The organism is Bordetella genomosp. 9 (assembly GCF_002119725.1).
Classification (GTDB): Bacteria; Pseudomonadota; Gammaproteobacteria; order Burkholderiales; family Burkholderiaceae_B; genus Bordetella_C.
In genome coordinates this window covers 2063922-2084763 of sequence record NZ_CP021109.1, presented here as the reverse complement: position 1 = coordinate 2084763, position 20842 = coordinate 2063922, and the positions used below count along the sequence as shown (strand labels likewise).

At 66.6% G+C, this 20842-nt stretch carries 12 protein-coding genes; 5 read left to right on the top strand and 7 right to left on the bottom strand.

The genetic code is table 11. The features are described from left to right. Positions 1 to 14 precede the first annotated feature (14 nt). From CAL13_RS09715 to CAL13_RS09695, 5 genes are all read right to left on the bottom strand, one after another. Positions 15 to 1268 (bottom strand): MFS transporter, encoded by a 1254-nt coding sequence (locus tag CAL13_RS09715; protein WP_086072240.1) that lies wholly within the window; start codon positions 1266 to 1268, stop codon positions 15 to 17. A 416-nt stretch (positions 1269 to 1684) separates the two neighbouring features. Further along, positions 1685 to 2566 carry a polysaccharide deacetylase family protein gene (locus CAL13_RS09710; RefSeq protein WP_157664838.1) on the bottom strand — a complete coding sequence of 294 codons (882 nt, stop codon included), beginning with the start codon at positions 2564 to 2566 and terminating at the stop codon, positions 1685 to 1687. Continuing rightward, positions 2563 to 3393, bottom strand: coding sequence for a polysaccharide deacetylase family protein (locus CAL13_RS09705; protein ID WP_086072238.1), 831 nt, complete (start codon positions 3391 to 3393; stop codon positions 2563 to 2565). Before CAL13_RS09705 ends, CAL13_RS09710 begins: the two co-directional genes overlap by 4 nt. A gap of 13 nt (positions 3394 to 3406) precedes the next feature. Next, a complete protein-coding gene (locus tag CAL13_RS09700; RefSeq protein ID WP_157664837.1) occupies positions 3407 to 4438 on the bottom strand; it encodes a Bug family tripartite tricarboxylate transporter substrate binding protein in 1032 nt (343 codons plus the stop codon). Positions 4439 to 4519: 81 nt separating this feature from the next. Continuing rightward, the gene (locus CAL13_RS09695) at positions 4520 to 5653 is read right to left on the bottom strand and encodes a C45 family autoproteolytic acyltransferase/hydolase (RefSeq protein WP_086072236.1); all 1134 of its coding nucleotides are present in this window, start codon (positions 5651 to 5653) and stop codon (positions 4520 to 4522) included. A 131-nt stretch (positions 5654 to 5784) separates the two neighbouring features. Here CAL13_RS09695 and CAL13_RS09690 point away from each other — a divergent pair, with 131 nt between their 5' ends. Beyond that, positions 5785 to 6711 (top strand): LysR family transcriptional regulator, encoded by a 927-nt coding sequence (locus CAL13_RS09690; protein ID WP_086072235.1) that lies wholly within the window; start codon positions 5785 to 5787, stop codon positions 6709 to 6711. Between the two features lie 67 nt (positions 6712 to 6778). Here the strand turns inward: CAL13_RS09690 and CAL13_RS09685 are convergent, their stop codons facing one another. Then, on the bottom strand, positions 6779 to 8449 hold the full coding sequence (locus CAL13_RS09685) for an ATP-dependent DNA ligase (protein WP_086072234.1): 1671 nt from the start codon (positions 8447 to 8449) through the stop codon (positions 6779 to 6781). Continuing rightward, the gene (locus CAL13_RS09680) at positions 8446 to 9588 is read right to left on the bottom strand and encodes a ligase-associated DNA damage response exonuclease (protein ID WP_086073586.1); all 1143 of its coding nucleotides are present in this window, start codon (positions 9586 to 9588) and stop codon (positions 8446 to 8448) included. The genes CAL13_RS09685 and CAL13_RS09680 overlap by 4 nt, the downstream gene beginning before the upstream one ends. A 359-nt stretch (positions 9589 to 9947) precedes the next feature. On the opposite strand from CAL13_RS09680, the gene glgA reads away from it, so the two are divergent. The 4 genes from glgA to glgB all read left to right on the top strand — a co-directional run bounded on the left by glgA (position 9948) and on the right by glgB (position 20838). Next, positions 9948 to 11567 carry a glycogen synthase GlgA gene (glgA, locus tag CAL13_RS09675; protein WP_086057222.1) on the top strand — a complete coding sequence of 540 codons (1620 nt, stop codon included), beginning with the start codon at positions 9948 to 9950 and terminating at the stop codon, positions 11565 to 11567. Between the two features lie 199 nt (positions 11568 to 11766). After that, positions 11767 to 15213: an alpha-1,4-glucan--maltose-1-phosphate maltosyltransferase gene (locus CAL13_RS09670; RefSeq protein WP_086072233.1), complete on the top strand. Its 3447-nt coding sequence runs from the start codon at positions 11767 to 11769 to the stop codon at positions 15211 to 15213. Positions 15214 to 15252: 39 nt separating this feature from the next. Further along, complete coding sequence (gene treS / locus CAL13_RS09665) at positions 15253 to 18588, top strand: maltose alpha-D-glucosyltransferase (protein ID WP_086057220.1); 3336 nt, start codon at positions 15253 to 15255, stop codon at positions 18586 to 18588. Between the two features lie 30 nt (positions 18589 to 18618). Beyond that, positions 18619 to 20838 (top strand): 1,4-alpha-glucan branching protein GlgB, encoded by a 2220-nt coding sequence (gene glgB / locus CAL13_RS09660; protein WP_198297945.1) that lies wholly within the window; start codon positions 18619 to 18621, stop codon positions 20836 to 20838. Positions 20839 to 20842: the final 4 nt, after the last annotated feature.

Below are 20842 nucleotides of genomic sequence, written 5' to 3'. Positions count from 1 at the left end.
GCGCGTTCTCGCGTTCAGCGGGCGGGGCGCTTGCCGCGGCGGCTGTACACCACACGGTTGTACAGGGCGCCAAGGGCCATCAGCACACAGGTGCCCAGGAACACCGAGCGCATGCCGAAATGCCCGCCGGCGAAGCCGCCTGCCAGCGGCCCGAGGACCTGCCCCACATACTGCGCGGAAGTCGAATAGCCCAGCATCCCGCCCGCCACGCGCTCGGGCACGTTGTGGCGGATGACACTGGCGATGCAGGGCAACAATCCGCCCAGGGACAGCCCCATCAGGAAACGCAGCGCGACCAGCTGCCAGCTTTGGGTGACGAAGGCCTGCGGAATGAGCAAGACGGCGCAGGCCGCGAGGCAGCCGATGATGACGTTCCAGTGGCCCACCCGGTCGGCGAGCTTGCCCAGACGCGAGGCGGACAGGATGCTGCCCAAGGCCGTGGCCGACATGACCAGACCGGACACCATCGTGACATTCCCCGGCTCGGCGAACTGCGCCACATAGACGGTGATGATGGGTTCGATCGACATATTGGCCAGCATCAGCAGCGCGCCCGTGACCAACATCGCGATCAGCGGCCCTTTGTCCGGCACGGCCGCCCAGCCGGTTTTCGGCTTGTCGGCCGATTTGGACGGGCGGGGACGGCGTTCTTCCTTGATCAGGAACACCGTGACGAGGAAAGCGATGAAGATCAAGGCGCCACAGGCCAGGAACGTGACGCGGATGCCGATCAGCGGCGGCAGGGCGCCGCCGATGAGCGGCCCGGCCAGATTGCCGGCCATGATGCCGGAAGACATGACGCCAAGCGCCCATCCGGTGCGGCTTTTCGGCGTCTGCGTGGCGACCAGCACCATGGAACCCGACGCATATCCGCCCAGCAGGCCCGCAAGCAGCCGCAATCCGACCAGTTGCCACACGCTGGTCGCCATGCCGATCAGCGACATGGCGATGGCCATGCCCAGGCTCGCGCGAATCAGCATCAGCTTGCGGCCGTAGCGGTCCGCCAGGCGCCCCCACAGCGGCGCGGTCAATGCCGCGGTGAAAAACGTCGCGCCGAACGCCACGCCGGACCATTGCACGATGGCGGCATGATCCGTGACGCCAAGCTGCTCCACGTACAGCGGCAGAAACGGCAGCAGCAGCGTCATGGCCACGATGGTGGTGAACGAGCCGAAGACGCACACCGCGAGATTGCGGCGCCAATGCGCCGACCCTTGTTCGAACCTATCGGTGTCGGTGGCCGACGCGGCAGCGCTGCTTGAGTCCATGGGTCGTGGCGGAATTGAGTCGCTGCGTACTATACGCCCCGCCGCGGCGCTTGCCAGCCGATATACCGTACCGGAATGGCCGGCACCGGCATGGGCAACACTGGAATGGACAGTACCCCCCTTGCCGGACAGGTGCAGGGCCGTGGCCTTGCGCATGGGCCGTCTGCCGGGACCCGGCGCCCTGTGGGAGCCGGGTCCCCAGGACTTGCGATCGTCAGATCACATGAAACAGCCAGAGCAGGATGATGATGGGAAGGGGAATGCCCAAGAGCCAAAGCAGAATTCCGCGCATCGCTATTCTCCTTGTCTGGTGCCGGCGCCATATGGCCGGCTGCGCGGAAGGTTGAGCAAAGCCCATGCCCGCGGCCGTGCATGCCGCGGGCACGTGCGACAGCAAGGAGGTATCGGCCGTACGGCTACAGCGGCCGGATCGCCAGATCGCCGCGATACACCGTGTTGGCGAGTGTCTCGGCATGCGCAAGATAGGGATCGGGTTCCGGCGACGGGTTCTGCGCCAGCGTATGCGCCGCCAGCTGCCGGCCGGTCATGAACCGCACGCCGGCCATTTGCCTGAGCTCGGTCAACAGCGTATCCAGGACCGCGATGCGCGCGGCGCGCGTGGAGCCGAAGTCGCCGCGCAGGTTCACCGTGATCGGAATCAGCGTGCCTTCGTCATGCATCGCGGCCACTTCATCGCGCCAGATCGAAAGCAGGCGCGCATGCGTATGCCGCGCAGAGTAGATCGGCGCGTCATCAAGCGCGAAGCTGGAAGGCAGCTCCACCAGCTTTCTGCCGCCGGACAAGCCGAAAACATAAGGGAAATCGGCATCCTGGAACGTGGCGTCGTACGTGTATCCCGTCTCGGCCAGCCGCTCCAGCGTTCTGGACGACAACTGCCCGGCCGGCGCCCGGAAACCTTCGGGCGCGATGCCGACGACGTCGGCCAGGATGTCGCGCGAAGCCTTCAGCACCTCGACTTCCTGGTCGCCGAGCGCGCCGAAGTCTTCCAGGCCCACGCCGCGCGCGGCGATTTCATGGCCCTCCCCGGCCAATTCGCGGATCAGGCCCGGATTGCGCCGGGCGTCCGTGCCGGGGACGAAGAAGGTGGCGGGCACGGCGTGCTTTTTCAGCAAGGCGACCAGGCGGGGAAAGCCCGCGCGGATTCCGTAGCGGCCATAGGAGTAGCGGCCGAACATGCGCTCGGGCGGCACCTCTTTCAGATCGAAGGATTCGGCGTCGAAGTTCACGGTCAGCAGAACCACCGCGCGTGCGCCGTCAGGCCAGGTGTACGTGCTCATAGAAAGGAAACCTCTTCCATGTTGTTGCGGTTGTCCAGGCACCATTGCGCGAAGGCCCGGTACTCCATGAACCGCACCCCGTCGTGCCCTTTCATGTAGGCGATCAGGTCGGACAGGGCCTTGGTGCGCGAAGGCGTGCCGGAACCCCAGCCCGAACGGGGATGCAAGGACATCACGAAAAACCGGTCCGCGCCGTAGATGGCATCGAACTCGGCCTTCCATTGCTCCAGCACTTCCGATGGCGGCGTATAGCTGAACTTGTAGAACGGGAAGTCGTCCAGGCTGTAGGTGTTATTGGGCAGCTCCACGATGACGTCGTCCGGCCCCTTGCCGAAGCGCAGGCGATACGGCCGGTCGTAGTCCTTGTCGCTGGAGTCGTAGATGTAGCCCAGCGACTTCAGAACGGCCATGGTCCGGTCGCTTTTGCGGCCGGAGGGCGAGCGCCATCCCCGGACCGGCTCGCCCATGATCTCGCGCAGGATCGCGTCGGTCTTGCGCAACAGCGTTTCTTCTTCCGCCGCTCCGAGCTCCCAGGCCTCGTGCAGATAACCGTGAGCCGCGACCTCGAAGCCGCGGCGCCGGATTTCTTCCACCGTCTTCGGATAGTGCTGCGCATCGTAGCCGGGAATGAAGAAAGTGGCCGGGACGCCGTGGCGGGCCAGCATGTCCATGTGCCGCGGCACGCCGCAACGCGCGGAATAATTGCCCCAGGAATGCTTGCCCAACGGCGCGATGCCGCGCCCGACTTCATGGCTGGGACCGTCGAAGTCGATGCCGATGAGTACGACGCAGCGCATGTCCTCGGGAAACAGAATTTCTTGTCTCATCTCTCGCCCCGGTTCAGTCCAGCTTGATATGCGATTCACGCACCACGGCGCCCCACTTCTGCCGTTCGTTCGCCAGGAACTCGGCAAACTCCTTGGGCGGCATGGCCGCGATATCGAAGGATCGCGCACGCATGGTGGCCTGGAAGTCCGGCATCGCGTAGACCTTTTCGATGGCCTTGTACAGCGTGTCGACGGCTTGCTGCGGCATGCCCGCCGGTCCGAGCAAGGCGACCCAGCCCACGGCGCTGAAGCCCGGATAGCCGGATTCGGCGATGGTGGGCACATCGGGCAGCACGGCATTGCGTTGCAGCGCCGTGGTCGCGATGGGCCGGACCTTCCCCGCCTTGATATTGCCTATCTGCGTGCCGACCAGGTCCAGCATGAAGTCCAGGCGTCCGGCAAGCAGGTCGGTCGTGGCCTGCCCTGCTCCGTTGTACGGCACCGGCGACGCATCGATGCCGGCGTCGCGCTTGAATTTCTCCACTGCCAGATGCGATGAACTGCCCACCGTGGTCACGCCGTAATCCAGCTTGCCTGGATTCTTCTTCGCGGTGTCGATCAGCTCCGCAAGCGTCTTCACTTTGGAGGACTCCGGGACTACCACGACGTTGTCGAAGGTAGCGAGCAGCGTGATGGGCGTGAAATCCTTGACCGGGTCGTAGGGCAGCTTCGAGTACAGGAACTGATTGGCGGCATGCGTGCCGGTCGAGCCGACCAGAAGCGTATAGCCGTCCGGCTTGGACTGGGCGACGAAGCTGGCGCCGATGCTGCCGCCAGCGCCCGGTTTGTTTTCCACGACCACCGTCTGGCCCAGCACCTTGCCCAATTCCTGCGCGATGATGCGGGCCTGGATATCGGTGCCGCCGCCCGCCGCGAACGGCACGATCAGCCGGATGGGCCGAGCGGGATAGACTTCGCCCGATTCCGCACTCGCCGCGGCGGGCGCCAGCGCGGCCGCGCCCATGGCGAGCGATGCCGCGGCGCCAGCCAGGGTCTTGATGAATGCGCGGCGGGCGCCCGGATACTGTCTGGATACCGTCTTCATGACTTTTTCCCTTGTGATGTTGTCGAACATATGCTCGGCGCGATGCCGGCCGCTGGCTTGGCCGCTCTTTGCCGGCGCCCCTCAGCGTCCGCGCACAGGCAATTCGTAGGTGGTGAAGGTGGGGTCCAGCGCCGGCAGGCTGGCCACTTCCATGAGGCCGCGCGCGGGCTGCATCACGACCGTGGACACCGTGGCGCTGCGCGTGTCGCGCCCGAAGTCCTGACGCGGCGGGCGGCAGACCGACCACGGCGTCTGGAAGTCGTCCAGCAGCGCCTGCTTGACCGTGTCCGCCGTGATCCGGCCGACATGCGGGGTCAGCAGCTCGCGCACGCGCTGCTCGCGGTACAGCGTGCAGGGGGAAAACGCGATGCCGGTGTCCTTCAATTTGGCCAGCGCGATCGGACTGAGCCAGTGATTCGAATGCACGAGCAGTCCGTTCTCGGGATGCAACAGGAAGCTTTCATCGGGCGCGCATTCGAAGTTGATCGCCACGCCTTCACGATGGCAGACGGCCATATTGTTCGAGCCGGTCTTCGGCGTGGCATATACCGCATGCAGTGCCAGAGCCAGATACGGGCTCTCCAGCGCCTTGCGCCTGATCAAGGGCAGCGGCACGCCGATCTGGCGGTAATCGCGATCCGATTCCAAGTTGTTCCCGGTGATCGAAATGCCCGCGGAATTGAAACCCGAGCGGGCGAGCATGCCCGCCTCGGTGAACGTCAGGATGTCCGGACCGTCGTCGCGCAGAATGCGCAAGACCACGCCCGTCTCGGCACACTCTTCCTTCCAATCCCAGTTCTGGGCATGTATCAGCTGCCCGTCGGCCGTCGCCTGGCGCGTCACCTTCACCGAGGTGCAGCCGTCGTTCGATTCGCCCAGCAGCCGGGCCCGCAATTCGGGCTTGAAGGCGAGCTTCATGACCTCGGTCCGCGCATTCAGCAGGAAGATGTCCTCCAGACGTACGCCGGCGCCCTCGGCGATCCCCTGCATCTCGGTCAGGTAGTTCTCGTCGAACTTCTTCACCGCCGGGATATAGCTGTGGATGATCCGGTCGATCTCCGTGCGTGCCAGCCGCCAGCGTGCCGCCTGCTCGCTGTAGTGGGCAATCGAACGCGCGATGCGTTCCCGCGCCTGCTCCCCGTACGCCCGCCCCCGGTTCGCGGGCGCCCCGCTGACTTCGTAAAGGGGAAACGGCTTCACCGGTCTTGCGCTCATGTGCTTTCTCCATCGCTTTGCGAAGCGCAACCGTGCCTCGCAGCGAAGCCATCCTAAGTTTGCCCGGACATAACATCAAATTATTTATATGAAATCTATAATGCCGATTTTGATATGGATCGCCGACGCCTGTGGAACTGGACGCCCTGCGCAAGGTCAACCTGAACCTGCTGACCGTTTTCGAGCTATTGATGGAAACCCGCAGCGCCACCGAGACGGCCGCGCGGCTGCATACGACCCAGCCCGGCATCAGCCGCAAGCTGGCGGAGCTTCGGCGCGTTTTCGCCGATCCGCTGTTCGTCCTGGTCCGGCGGCAGCTCGTCCCTACCCCGCGCGCCTTGGAGATCCGCCCGACGGTGCGCGAAGCGCTGGCCGCCATCGGCGGCATCATGGAAACGGGCGGCAGCTTCGACCCGCAACAATCGGCGCGGACCTTTCGCATCGCGGCGCGCCACACGATCGAATGGATGCTGGCCCCGCGCCTGCGCAGCTATTGCGACAAGCACGCGCCGAACGTGCGATTCGCCTTCGTCAACATGCAAGGCGTCGCGCTTCCGGAAAAGCAATTGGAGGATCACTCCATCGATATTGCCCTGGGCCGATTCGAAGATATCGGTTCCCGTTTCCAGAGCCTGGGGCTGTTCGACGACGACCGCGTGTGCCTGGTGCGGCACGGCCATCCCGCCGCACGCGCGAAGCTCACGCCGGCCCGGTTCTGCGAACTGCGCTTCGTCACAACCACCGACATGTTCGGCAAGGACAACGAAGTCGACGCCTGGCTACGCACCCACGGCCGCCATCGCCGCTTCGACCTCTATGTCTCCAGCATGAGCCATGTGCCGCTCATACTGTTGCAGACCGACCTCGCGGTGACGATGCCGCGCAAGCTCGCAACCTATATCGCCCGGTTTCATCGGCTGCACGTATTGGAGCTGGGCTTCAAACTGCCGAAATCCCACTACAACATGGTCTGGCATGCCAGATGGGACGAGGTGCCCTCGCATCGCTGGATGCGCGGCGTTGTGGCCGAACTGATGACGCAGGACGCGAGTCCGTGAATCCGTGATCCGTGAACCCGCGGCCCGTGACCCGGCGAACTCGTGAGGCGATGAGCCCCGAGCCCGCCTACTTGCCGGAAACCAGCACCCCGGCTGTATCGGGCAGAAGCGCCTCCAGCGTGTCCAGGGTATCGGCGTCCGCCGGCGTCTTGTCCTGGCGCCACCGGAGCATGCGTGGAAACCGGACGGCGATGCCGCTTTTGTGCCGGGTGCTGCGCGCGATGCCTTCGAAGCCCAGTTCGAATACCTGGGTCGGTTCTAGGCTGCGCACCGGTCCGAACTTTTCCACCGTGGTGCGCCGCACGATGGCATCGACCTGGCGTATCTCCGCATCGGTCAGGCCGGAGTACGCCTTGGCAAAAGGCACGAGCTTGCGGTCGGGCGCGCCGGGCGGACCGTCCCACACCGCGAACGTGTAGTCGGTGTAGAGACTGGCCCGCCGGCCATGCCCGCGCTGGGCGTAGATCAATACCGCGTCAACGGAAAACGGGTCGACCTTCCATTTCCACCACACGCCCACGTCCTTGGTGCGGCCCACGCCATAGCGGGCGTCGGCGGCTTTCAGCATCATCCCCTCCACGCCCAGACTGCGGGACGCTTCGCGTTGCCGCGCCAGGTCTTGCCAGTTTTCGCCGCTCAGCACCGGCGACAGGACCAGGGCGGGGTCGCTCACCCGATCGGCCAGCCGCTCGAGCGCGGCGCGGCGTTCGGCCTGGGACCGCCCGCGCTGATCTTCACCGTCCAGTTCAAGCAAATCGTAGGTGAGCAGCACGACGGGTGCTTCCGCCAGCAGCCTGGCGCCAACGGTCTTGCGGCCAAGGCGCTGCTGCAGCTGGGCGAAGGGCTGCACCCTGCCCTCGCGCCAGACCACGATCTCCCCGTCGAGCACGGTGCCATCGGGCAGACGGTTGCCCAGGCGCATCAGTTCCGGGAAACGTTCGGTGACCAGTTCCTCGCCGCGCGACCAGACCCATGTCTGCTCCGCGCGGCGGACGATCTGCGCCCGTATGCCGTCCCACTTCCATTCGATCTGCCAGCGCGCGGGCGGCCCCAGCAGCTGCTCGAAGTCGGCGGGATCGGCCGCCAGCGGATGGGCCAGGAAAAAGGGATACGGCTGGCCGTCGGCCCGCGCCTGGGCGTCATGCGAGACCGGCTCCAGCAGCCGCGAGAAAGCCGCGGCGTGGGGCCGCGCGCTGATGTCGGTGTAGCCGATCAGCCGCTGCGCCATGTGACGGGTCTCGACGCCGGCGACCTCCGCCAGCGCGCGCGTCAGCAGCAGCTTGGACACGCCGACGCGCATGCTGCCCGTCATCAGTTTTGCGCAGACGAAGCGCCCATGCTGATCCAGGCGCCCGAACAGGTCCTTCAAGCGGTACATCGTTTCGGCCGGAGGCAGGCCGCGCAGGGGCAGCAGCCGTTCCTCGACCCATTCGGACAGGCTGGCGCTGTCCGGCTCCCCTGGATCCGGGAGCAACAGCGCCAGCGTCTCGGCAAGGTCGCCCACGGCCTGGTAGCTTTCCTCAAACAGCCATTCCGGCACGCCCGCGGCTTCGGTAATGAACTGGCGCAGGACCTTGGTCGGCACCAGTTGACGCGGCTTGCCGCCGGCCAGGAAGTACGCCGCCCAGGCGCCGTCGGCGGGCGGCGCAGCGCCAAAGTAATCGCGCATGGCGGCCAGCTTGGCATTGCTCGAGGTCGTGGCGTCGAGCTTGGCGTAGAGGTCGGCAAAGTCCTTCATGGCGCCTGCTCTCCGGGCGTTGGGTGCGGGCCGCCGTTGCCATCGCTGCCGGATGCGTCGCCCGCTTTGTCCCCTGCGCCGCCGTCCGGCCCATCGTCCGCTCCGTCGCCGGCCGCCCCAGCCGCCTCGGCCGGCGCGGGCGCCGATCCGCCCTCGTCTTCCTCGGCCCCGTACTCCGTGGAAAAAGCCTGCGCCTGCAGTCCGGTCTCGTTCAGCCAGCGCACGAGCACACCGACACTGCCGTGGGTGACGATGACCCGCCCGGCCCCTGTAGCCGCGATGGCCGCTTGCAGGCCCGGCCAATCCGCATGGTCGGACATGACGAAGCCCCGATCGACGCCCCGCCGCCGCCGTGCGCCGCGCAGCCGCATCCATCCGCTGGCGAAGGCGTCGGCGTGGTCGCCGAACCGCCGCATCCAGGCCGAGCCGCGCGCAGATGGCGGGGCCAGCACCAGCGCGCGGCGCAAGGCGGCCGCATCCCGCAGGTCCGCCGCCATGATCGTGTCCGGAAGCCGCACGCCTGATTCGCGGTAGACGCGGTTCAAAGCCTCCACCGCGCCATGCGCCACGATGGGGCCGATCGATGCATCCAGGCCGTGCAGGATGCGCTGCGCCTTGCCGAAGGCGTAGCAGAACAGTACGGAAGGCCGCCCCTGCGAGGCATTGGCGGCCCACCACGCGTTGATATCGGCGCGAACCCGCTCGACCGGGTCCCACCGATAGATGGGCAGACCGAAAGTGGATTCTGTAATGAAGACATCACACGCGACCGGTACATAAGGATCGCAGGTGCCATCCTCCTGCAGTTTGTAGTCGCCCGAGGCCACCCACACCTGGCCCTGGTGCTCGATCCGCACCTGCGCGGAACCCAGGACATGGCCGGCCGGATGCAGGCTGATCCGCACGCCATTGTGGACGCGCGCCTCGCCGTACGGGACGGCATCCAGATCGATGTTTCCCAGGCGGCTGCGCAGCACGCCGGCGCCGGGCGCCGCGGCAAGGTAATGCCGGTGTCCGCCGCGCGCATGGTCGGCGTGCGCGTGGGTGATGACCGCCCGTTCCACCGGACGCCATGGGTCGATGTAGAAGTCGCCGGGCGGGCAATAGAGTCCTTCGGGTCGGGCAATGACGAGATCCATGGCGGCAGGCGCGGACGGCAAACGGGGACGCACAAAGCAAATGGCGGGCCACGCCGCTTGCGTGGCGTTACCAATGTACACATCGCCGTCGCACATGCCCGCGCAGAATTGCCTGCGTACACCAGCGCGTCGTGCTCAGGCACGCTGCTTGCCAAGGAATACAACCGGACTGTGGCGCGACACGGCCGCGCGTATAGAAATTACGTGGGTTGTTCTTTCCTACGCGAAACACGGTAGCAATCGTTACCTCGCTGCCGTGGCGGCCTTGCTCCAGGTCGGCGCTGCGTCCGGCATTCCCTTGTCCTCGTTCCTCGCGTCTTCCTCTTTTTCAGGACGCGTTCTCCTTCGGAGTAGGTATCGTGTCGCTAAGAATTTTGGCTGTTACGTCGGAAGCGTACCCCCTGGCGAAAACCGGCGGACTGGGCGACGCCATTGGGGGCATGGCGCGCGCCCTGCACGCATCCGGCACTGCCATCACGATCATGCTTCCGGCTTACCGCGGCACGATCGAGCACCTGACCCAGGTGCGCGAAATCGCCCGTCTGCGGCGGCTGCCCGGCGGTGAAGCGCGGCTACTGCATGGCCTGTGCCCCGCCCTGGGCAATGTTCCCGTTCTGCTGCTGCACAACGACAAGCTTTATGACCGCGACCATCTCTACGTGGACGCGGATGGCCGTGAGTACGAGGACAACGCCATCCGCTACGCGGCACTCTCGCACGCCGCCGTACGTGTGGCGTCCGGCGCGACCAAACTGCCCAAGCCCGACGTGGTTCATGCCCATGACTGGCATACCGGCCTGGTGCCGCTGCTGCTGCGGGACAAAGGCGTCAGCAACGTGCGGACAATCCTGACCCTGCACAACATGGCGTTCCAGGGCGTTTTCCCCATGGAGACCGCGGCGGCCATTGGCGTGGACGAGCGCTATCTGGACGTGGACGGCATCGAGTACTGGGGCAAGCTCAGCTTCATGAAAGCCGGCATCCGCTACGCCGACCGCATCACCACCGTCAGCCAGACCTACGCGCGCGAAATCCTTACCGAGCGCTTCGGCTGCGGCCTGGAAGGCGTGCTGGCTACCCGCCTGCACGATCTGCTGGCTGTCCCCAACGGCATCGACCCCGAGGAATGGGACCCGGCCACGGACGTCCACCTGGGAAAATTCCAGTTCAGCACCGGCGACATGAGCAACAAGCGCCGCTGCAAGCAACTTCTGCAGCGCCATTTCGGCCTGATGGAAAACCCGCGTGCGCCGGTCCTGGTCATGGGCAGCCGCCTGACGCACCAGAAGATGGCCGACGTGGCGGTGCAGGCGCTGCCCCGCGTGCTGGACGACTATCCGGATCTGCAGGTGGCCGTGCTCGGCCAGGGCGAGAAACCGATCGAGGCCGCCCTGCGTCAGCTGCAGCGGTGCTATCCCGGCCGGTGCGCCGTGCGTATCGGTTTCGACGAGGCCACTGCGCACATGCTGCACGCCGGCGGCGACCTGCTGCTGCACGGCAGCCGCTTCGAACCATTCGGGCTGACCCCGCTTTACGCCATGCGCTACGGCACCATCCCCATCGGCTCGCGTGTCGGCGGCATGGCCGACACCATCACGGACCCGGGCGCGCACGCCGGCCGCGATGCCATGCGCAACGCGACGGGCCTCCTCTTCGAGGGCGATAGCGTCGATGCCATGGCCGGCGCGATCACGCGCGCCATGGGCTTGTATCGCCGTCCGCCGATCTGGCAAGCCATGCAGTACCGCGCCATGACGAGCGACTTCGGCTGGGATCGGGCAGTGCTGGGCTACGTCAGCCTGTACCGCTCGCTGCTGCCGGACGAAGCCTTGCAGGATGTGGCCGTGGCCAGCCCCGCCGCCAGCCGCCCCTCCCTGCTCGACCAGGTCACGGCTGCGGCGCGGCCCCTGGCCGTGGGCATCGGCGTGCGCGCCGCCAAGGAGTCCGCGCCAGGCGGGCTGCGAGCCGGCGCGGCCTGACGGCGCCGGCCCGCGGCGGAACCCGCCGCCTTGCGCGGGAGCGCGCGGCACCCGGGTTTCCGTCCGCGCAAGCAACGCGGGGCCCGGCATTGCGCGGGCCCCGTGCTTGCTTCCAGGCCCGGCGCGCCAGCCGGCGTAAGCGGAAGATTCGACGATACAGCTCATCCCACGTTCAACGAGAACCCTCCACGAGTCATCAATGCGCATCTACTACGTCCACCCCGTGCTCGCCGGTCCGCTTTCCAACCATGCCGCCGGGCGCTGGCAGACACTGTGCACGCGCGCGAAAACCCTGGGCTTCGATACCCTGATGACGGCGCCGCTCTGGGCGCCCGATCCCGCGGGCAATCCTTACGTCCCCGCCGATCCCGACCGCCTCAACCCGGCCCTCGGCGAGCTTGCCCTGGATGAAGCGCTGGCGACCCTGACGAGCCTGTGCGGCAAGCATCGCCTGTCGCTGATGGTGGACCTGGTCCTGGACCGCGTGGCGGCGGACGGCGCCATGGCAGGCTCGCACGCGGACTGGTATGTGCGGCCGGAAGGCGTGGATGTGCTGCGCGATCCGCGCAAGCCGCTGGAGGAACGCTACGCCATCTCCCTGCGGCGCGCCGACGGGCGTTTGCCCGAAGGCTTCATCGCGAACTGGGTGGAACGGCTGGGCCTTTGGGTGCAGAACGGCGTGGCGGGCTTTCGGTGCCTGACGCCGCAGGCCCTGGGCGCCGAGGAATGGCGCGACCTGATGGAAGGGGTGCGCGCGGTGCGGCCCGATTGCCGTTTTCTGGCCTGGACGCCCGGGTTGAATCCATGGCAGCTCCAAGCGCTGGCCGGCGCGGGCTTCGACGGGGTCTTTTCTTCGCTGCCCTGGTGGGACTACCGCGCGCCGTGGCTGGAGGAGGAATACACGCGTCTGCGCGCAGTCGCGCCGGTCATCGCCCCGGCCGAAGCGCCCTACGCCAAACGTGTGGCGGAGTGGAACTCCGATGCTGCCGGGCGCTATCTGGACGCATCCCGGGCGATCTGGACGGCTGCCGTGGTCGGCGACGCGGGCATCCTGGTGCCGATGGGATTCGAGGACGGCGAAGCGCGACCGCTCACGCCGAATGGCGGCGCGGCCGAACCCGGCGGCGACGGCGACGGCGCGGGCGATGCGGACATCGCGCAGCTCGAATTCCAGGCCGCTGGCCCCGCTGTGGCAGCACATTCCGGCGACGCGCATCCTGCCCTGCACGGCGACGTGTCGCGGGTGAATCAATGGCTGGTTCGCACCGCCGGCGCCCACGGCACGCTGCGCAGTCTGCTGGGCCAGCAGTCGCCCGTCACGGCATTGTTCCGCGGCGACGGCAAGCCGTTCGCGACGGCCCCCAACGGCCAGGCCCGGACCAGCGCGCGTATGGTGGTATTGAATCCCGATTCCCACCGCAGCGCGCCCATCGACTGGGAAGTCCTGCTCAGCCGCTTGCCCGACAACTATGCGCGCCTGGACAACTGGGACGCCGAGCAGCCGGCCGAAGCGCTGCCGGACGAACTGCCGCCCGGCGCCGTCCTGCAGCTGGGCGCCAGCCGCGCCGCGCCCGTGCGGCTGCCCGCTTCCGACGACGCGCGGCTATCGGTCACGGCCGCCATGCGCGCCCCGCGCGTCGCCATCGAACGGGTGACGCCCGCCGTGGACGACGGCGCTTTCCCGGTCAAGCGCGTGGTGGGCGAAACGGTCAACGTGCAAGCCGACGTTTTCATTGACGGGCACGACCATATCGCGGTGGCGCTGCTGTGGCGCGCGGCCGACGAGAAGGAGTGGCAGCGCGTCCCCATGACGCTCATCAACAACGACCGGTGGCAGGCCAGCTTCGTGCCGCATCGGAACGGGCGGCATTATTTCGCCATCCAGGCTTGGGCCGACGTCTGGCACTCCTACACCGAAGGCTTGCGCAAGAAACACGAGGCCGGGGTCGATATCGCCCTGGAAACGGCCGAAGGCCGTCAGCAGATCGCTCAGGCGCTGGAGCGTCTGCCTGCGGATTCCCCGGCCGCGTCCGTGCTTCAGCATGCGCTGCACGTCCTGGGCCACGAGCCGGAAAAGCCCAAGACCCGCCGCGGCCGCCGCAAAACCGAGGACGCGCCGGCGCCCGTTTTCGCCTCGCCGACGGAAGAACAGGTCCAGGCGCTGCTCGCAGCCGCCACGGCCGATGCCATGCGCATCGCCGACGAACGGCCGTTCGAGACGACGTCCGCGGAATACGCGGTCACGGTGGACCGTCCGGCCGCACGCTTTTCCAGCTGGTACGAGATTTTCCCGCGCTCGCAGACCGACGATCCGCGGCGGCACGGCACCTTCGCCGACGTCATCCGGCAATTGCCCCGCATCCGCGACATGGGGTTCGACACCCTGTACTTTCCGCCCATTCATCCCATCGGACGGCGCAACCGCAAGGGACGCAACAACAGCCTGCAGGCGGGGCCGGACGATCCGGGCAGCCCCTACGCCATCGGCGCGGAAGAAGGCGGCCACGATGCGCTGCATCCGCAGCTGGGCACCCTGGACGACTTCAAGCGCCTGATCGAAGCGGCCCATCGGCATGGCCTGGAGATCGCGCTGGATTTCGCCATCCAGTGCTCGCCCGACCATCCGTGGCTGAAGGAGCATCCCGAATGGTTCGACTGGCGGCCCGATGGATCCCTGAAGTACGCCGAGAACCCGCCGAAAAAGTACGAAGACATCGTCAATGTCGATTTCTACGGGCCGCGCCCGGGCACGTCCCGCCAGGCGCCGCTGTGGCGGGCGCTGCGCGACGTGGTGCTGTTCTGGGTGGCGCAGGGGATCCGGGTCTTCCGCGTCGACAACCCCCACACCAAGCCGCTGCCTTTCTGGCAATGGCTGATCGCCGACGTCCAGAGCCGCCATCCGGAAACCATCTTCCTGTCGGAAGCCTTCACCCGGCCGAAGATGATGTACCGGCTGGCCAAGGTGGGCTTCACGCAGTCGTACACCTACTTCACGTGGCGCGACACCAAGCAGGAATTGACCGAATACCTGACGGAACTGAATCAGGCGCCGCCGGCGGAGTTCTTCCGCCCGCATTTCTTCGTCAATACGCCGGACATCAATCCGCGCTTTCTGCAGGCATCCGGGCGCGGAGGCTTTCTGATCCGTGCGGCGCTGGCCGCCACGCTGTCCGGGCTCTGGGGCGTCTACAACGGCTTCGAGCTCTGCGAAGCCCGCGCCGTGCCGGGCAAGGAAGAGTATCTGGACTCGGAGAAATACGAGATCCGCGTGTGGGACCACGGCCGCCCCGGCAACATCATCCAGGAAATCACCCGGCTCAATCACATCCGGCGCGGCAACCCGGCGCTGCACAGCCACCTGGGATTGCGTTTCCATCAGGCATACAACGACCGCGTATTGTTCTTCTCCAAGGCCACGCCGTCGCGCGACAACGTTCTGCTGATCGCGATCAGCCTGGACCCATTCGAACCGCAGACGGCGCAGGTGGAAGTGCCGCTGTGGGAATTCGGCTTGCCCGATCACGGCACGCTTTATGCCGACGATCTGATCGACGGTGGCCAGGTGTCGTGGCAAGGCAAGCAGCAAACGATTTATCTGCATCCGGGCCAACCCTACCGGATATGGCGGGTGGCGGGCCTCGCATAAGGTCCGCTCGACAAGACGAACAAGCAGGCGAAGCTAACCATGGCAGACAGCACCGTCAACACACCGGACAAGGACGATCCCCTCTGGTACAAGGACGCAGTCATTTATCAGCTGCACGTCAAATCCTTCTACGACGCCAACAACGATGGCGTCGGCGACTTCGCGGGTCTGATCGAGAAGCTCGACTACATCTCCTCGCTGGGGGTTACCTGCATCTGGCTGTTGCCCTTCTACCCCTCGCCGCGGCGCGATGACGGCTACGACATCTCGGACTACCGGGGCGTGCACGAGGACTACGGCTCGCTAGCCGACGTGCGCAAGTTCATCCGCGCCGCGCATGCGCGCGGGCTGCGCGTCATCACCGAACTGGTCGTCAACCACACGTCGGACCAGCACCCCTGGTTCCAGCGCGCGCGCCGCGCCAAGCCCGGCTCGGCCGCAAGAAACTACTACGTCTGGTCGGACAATGACCAGGCCTACGCCGGCACGCGCATCATCTTCCTGGACACCGAAAAATCCAATTGGACCTGGGATCCGGTGGCCGGCGCGTACTTCTGGCATCGCTTCTATTCCCACCAGCCGGACCTGAACTACGACAATCCCCAAGTACTGAAAGAAGTGCTCGGCGTGATGCGGTACTGGCTCGACATGGGCGTGGACGGACTGCGCCTGGACGCCGTGCCCTACCTGGTGGAGCGCGAAGGCACCAACAACGAGAACCTGCCGGAAACGCATGCGGTGCTGAAGAAAATCCGGGCCGAGCTGGACAAGGAATACGACGGCCGCATGCTGCTGGCCGAAGCCAACCAATGGCCCGAAGACGCGCAGGAGTATTTCGGCAAAGGGGACGAATGCCACATGTCGTTCCACTTCCCGCTGATGCCGCGCATGTACATGGCGATCGCGCGGGAGGACCGATTCCCGATCACCGACATCATGCGGCAGACGCCGGATATTCCGCAGAACTGCCAATGGGCCATTTTCCTGCGCAATCACGACGAGCTGACGCTCGAGATGGTAACCAGCAACGAGCGTGACTACCTCTGGGATGTCTACGCGGCCGACCGCCGCGCGCGCCTGAACCTGGGCATACGCCGGCGCCTGGCGCCGCTGATGGAACGCGACCGCCGGCGCATCGAGCTGATGAACAGCCTGCTGTTTTCGATGCCGGGCACCCCGGTGATCTATTACGGCGACGAACTGGGCATGGGCGACAACGTGCACCTGGGCGACCGCGACGGCGTGCGCACGCCGATGCAATGGTCTCCCGACCGCAACGGCGGCTTTTCGCGCGCCGATCCGGAACGCCTGCCCTTGCCGCCCTTGATGGGGCCGCTGTACGGCTACGAAGCGGTGAACGTCGAAGCCCAGCAGCGCGATCCGCATTCGCTGCTGAACTGGACCCGGCGGATGCTGGCCACGCGCCGGCAGACGCGCGCGTTCGGACGCGGCACGCTGCGCTTCCTGTTCCCGGGCAACCGCAAGATCCTGGCCTATCTGCGCGAATACGAAGACACGGTGATCCTGTGCGTGGCAAACCTGTCGCGCGCACCGCAGCCGGTAGAACTGGACCTGTCCTCCATGAACGGACGCGTGCCGGTGGAACTGCTGGGAGGCACGCCCTTCCCCGCCATCGGCGAGCTGCCCTATCTGCTCACGCTGCCGCCCTACGGCTTCTATTGGTTCGAACTGAGTACGGTGGCTTCGCCGCCGTCGTGGCACGCGACGCATCCCGAACAGATGCCCGAGTACTACACCCTGGTGCTGCGCGGACGCACCGGTTACGAGCTGACCGAAGGCGCCGTCCGTTCGCTGCGGGAAGACGTGCTGCCGCTGTACCTGTCGCGCCAGCGCTGGTTCCCCAAGGACAGCAAGGTCAAGCTCGCGATGGCGGCCTACGCGGTGCAATTGAAAGACACCGAATACGAGTGCTTCATCGCCGAACTCGAAATGGACATGAACGGCGAGCCGGCCCGCTTCCTTCTGCCGGTGGCGCTGATCTGGAGCGAGACCCTGCCGCCCATGGCGCAGCAGTACGCCCTGGCCCGCGTGCGGCGCGCCGCCGAAATGGGCTTCGTCACCGACGCCTACACGCTGCCGTCCTTCATCCGGGCGCTGGTGCGCGGGCTGCGCGACGGGCTTGAAATCCCCGTGCCGCGGGCCAAGCCGCCGGCGGTGCTGCGGTTCCTGGGCGAGCCCGGCCTGAACGCGCTGGACCTTCCCGACGACGCGGAAGTGACCTGGTTCACCGGCGAGCAATCCAACAGCTCCATGACGATCGGCGGAGTCGCTATCCTGAAGCTGATCCGTCGCGTGGTGCCGGGCGTCCATCCCGAAGCGGAAATGACGCGGCGCCTGACGCAGGCGGGCTACACCAACAGCGCGCAACTGTTGGGCGAGATCGTCCGTGTCGATGAAGACGGCACGCCGCACACGCTGGCGCTGATGCACGCGGCCATCAGCAACCAGGGCGATGCCTGGGGGTGGACGCTGGAGTACCTGAAGCGGACGCTCGAAGCGGCGGCCCTGACGGCCGAAAGCGCCGCGGACTACGACGAAGACCTGAAAGGCTACACCGCCTTCGCGGCGGCGATCGGACGGCGGCTGGCCGAACTGCATGCGACGCTGGCCCAGCCGTGCGACGATCCCGCCTTCACGCCGCATGAGGCCACCGCGGCCGACGCGCGCAAGCGGGCCGCCGACGTGATCGCCATGTTCGACAGCGCGCTGAAGCAGCTGAAGGAAAACAGCAGCCGGCTGGACGCGTCCAGCAACGAGAAGGCGCAGCGATTGATGGAGCAGCGCGAGACGGTCGTCGACACCATCAAATCGCTGGCGGAACATGAGGCCGGCACGCTGCATATCCGCATCCATGGCGATTTCCACCTGGGACAGGTGCTGGTGGCCCAGAGCGACGCGTACATCATCGACTTCGAAGGCGAGCCCAAGCGTTCGCTTGCCGAGCGCCGCGCCAAAAGCAGCGCCGCGCGCGACATCGCGGGGCTGTTGCGCTCCTTCGACTACGCCGCCGCCACGGTGGCCAATGGCTTCGGCGACGCGGAAAACGCCGGCGAGGTGCAACCCGCCGAAGCGATTCTGCGCCGGCGCCGCCGCGATCTGATCGCGCGCTTCCGCGACATCGCCGACCATGCCTTCCTGTCGGCCTACCGGAGCGTCGCGCGCAACGCCGAACATCGCTGGATGGACGACAGCCAGGAAGGTCCGCTGATCGATCTGGCGCTGATCGAGAAGGCCGCCTACGAGATCGGCTATGAAGCCGCGCACCGGCCGGACTGGGTCTGCATCCCGCTGACGGGCCTGTCCCAGCTGGTCGACCGCCTGCTGTCGAGCGAAGCCTCGGCGCCGGCCGAATAACCCATGCCGAAACATAGGAATACAGGCTCCATGACGACCGCCTCTACTACCGAAACGCCGTCCGCGGACGCCGCCCTGAACGCGGAGATCGACGCCCTGCTCACCGGCCGGCATGGCGATCCCTTCCATATCCTCGGGCCCCACCGGGTGGGCGACCGCACGGTGGTGCGGGTATTCGCCCCGAATGCGCGTCACGTCGCCGTCGTGCTGCCCGACGCGCCGGACCCGATTCCCCTGCCCCATCTGCGCGACGGCTTCTTTATGGGCGAGGTCGGCGATGTGCCGCTGGGGCGGCCGGATGCCTATCGCGTTCGCATCGACTGGGGCGCAAGCGCGCAGGAAAGCGCGGACCCCTACGCCTTCGGTCCCCTGCTCGGAGATCTGGACCTTTACCTGATCGGCGAAGGCCGGCACGAATCCCTGGCCGATTGTCTCGGATCGCACGTCATGACACTGCAAGGCGAGACCGGCGTGCGGTTCGCCGTCTGGGCGCCCAATGCGCGGCGCGTGTCGGTCGTGGGCGATTTCAATTCCTGGGACGGCCGCCGCCATCCGATGCGCCTGCGGCACTCCGTGGGAGTATGGGAGCTCTTCATCCCCGGCCTGCAAGCCGGCGAGCGCTACAAATACGAGATCATCGGCGCCGGCGGGAACCTGCTGCCGCTGAAGGCGGACCCGCTGGCGCGCCAGACCGAGATGCCGCCGGCGACGGCGTCGGTGGTCCCGCAGCCCGGCGAGTTCACGTGGACGGACGGCGAATGGATGGCGCAGCGCGCGGCGCGCCAGGCGCCGGACGCGCCCATTTCCGTCTATGAAGTGCATGCCGGCTCCTGGCTGCCCCGCGAGGGCGAGGGCGACGGCTGCGTCTGGGACCGCCTTGCCGAACGCCTGGTGCCCTACGCCAAGGACATGGGGTTCACGCACATCGAACTCTTGCCCATCATGGAGCACCCTTTCGGCGGCTCCTGGGGCTACCAGCCGCTGGGCGTTTTCGCGCCGACGGCGCGCTATGGCACGCCGGCGGATTTCGCGCGCTTCGTGGACCGCTGTCATGCGGCCGGCGTCGGCGTGATCCTGGACTGGGTCCCCGCTCACTTTCCCACCGACACGCATGGCCTGGCGCAATTCGACGGGACGGCGCTCTATGAATACAGCGATCCGCGCGAAGGCTTCCATCCGGATTGGAATACGCTGATCTACAACCTGGGCCGCACCGAAGTGCGCAATTTCATGGTGACCAGCGCGCTGGAATGGCTGCGCCGCTTCCACGTTGACGGCCTGCGCGTGGACGCGGTGGCGTCCATGCTTTACCGGGACTACAGCCGCGCGGCGGGGCAATGGATCCCGAACCGCTACGGTGGGCGCGAGAACCTGGAAGCCGTCGAGTTCCTGCGCGACATGAACGCCACCGTGGCGAAGCTATGCCCGGGCGCGATTACCGTGGCGGAGGAATCGACCGCCTGGCCCGGCGTCAGCGCGCGCACCGAGGATGGCGGCCTGGGCTTTACCTACAAGTGGAACATGGGCTGGATGCACGACACGCTGCGCTACATGCATCACGAGCCCGTGCACCGCCGCTATCACCACAACGACATGACGTTCGGCATGGTGTACGCCTACTCCGAACGCTTCATCCTGCCGCTGTCGCACGACGAGGTGGTGCACGGCAAGGGCTCGCTGCTGAACAAAATGCCGGGCGACCGCTGGCAACGCTTCGCCAACCTGCGCGCCTACTTCGGCTTCATGTGGGCGCATCCGGGCAAGAAACTGCTGTTCATGGGCGGGGAGATCGCGCAGGAGCGCGAATGGAACCACGACGCCAGCATCGACTGGCCGGCCCTGGACGACGCCATGCACCGCGGCGTCCAGCAGCTGGTGCGCGACCTGAACAACCTTTACCGCGAGCTATCCCCTCTGCACCGGCACGATGCTGACGCCAGCGGCTTCAGCTGGGTGATCGGCGACGATTCGGCCAATAGCGTCTTCGCCTTCATGCGGCACGATGGCGACGCGCGCGTGCTTGCCGTCTGCAACTTCACGCCGGTGCCGCGGCACGACTACCGCATCGGGGTGCCGCGGGCGGGATGGTGGCGCGAACGCCTGAACACCGATGCGTCGGACTATGGCGGATCGGGCGTGGGCAACGGCGGCGGCCGCCACACCGACGACATTCCGTCCCATGGACAGGCGCAGTCGTTGTCCCTGGTGCTTCCTCCCCTGGCCACGGTGATTTTCCAGCAAGAAGGATAATGCC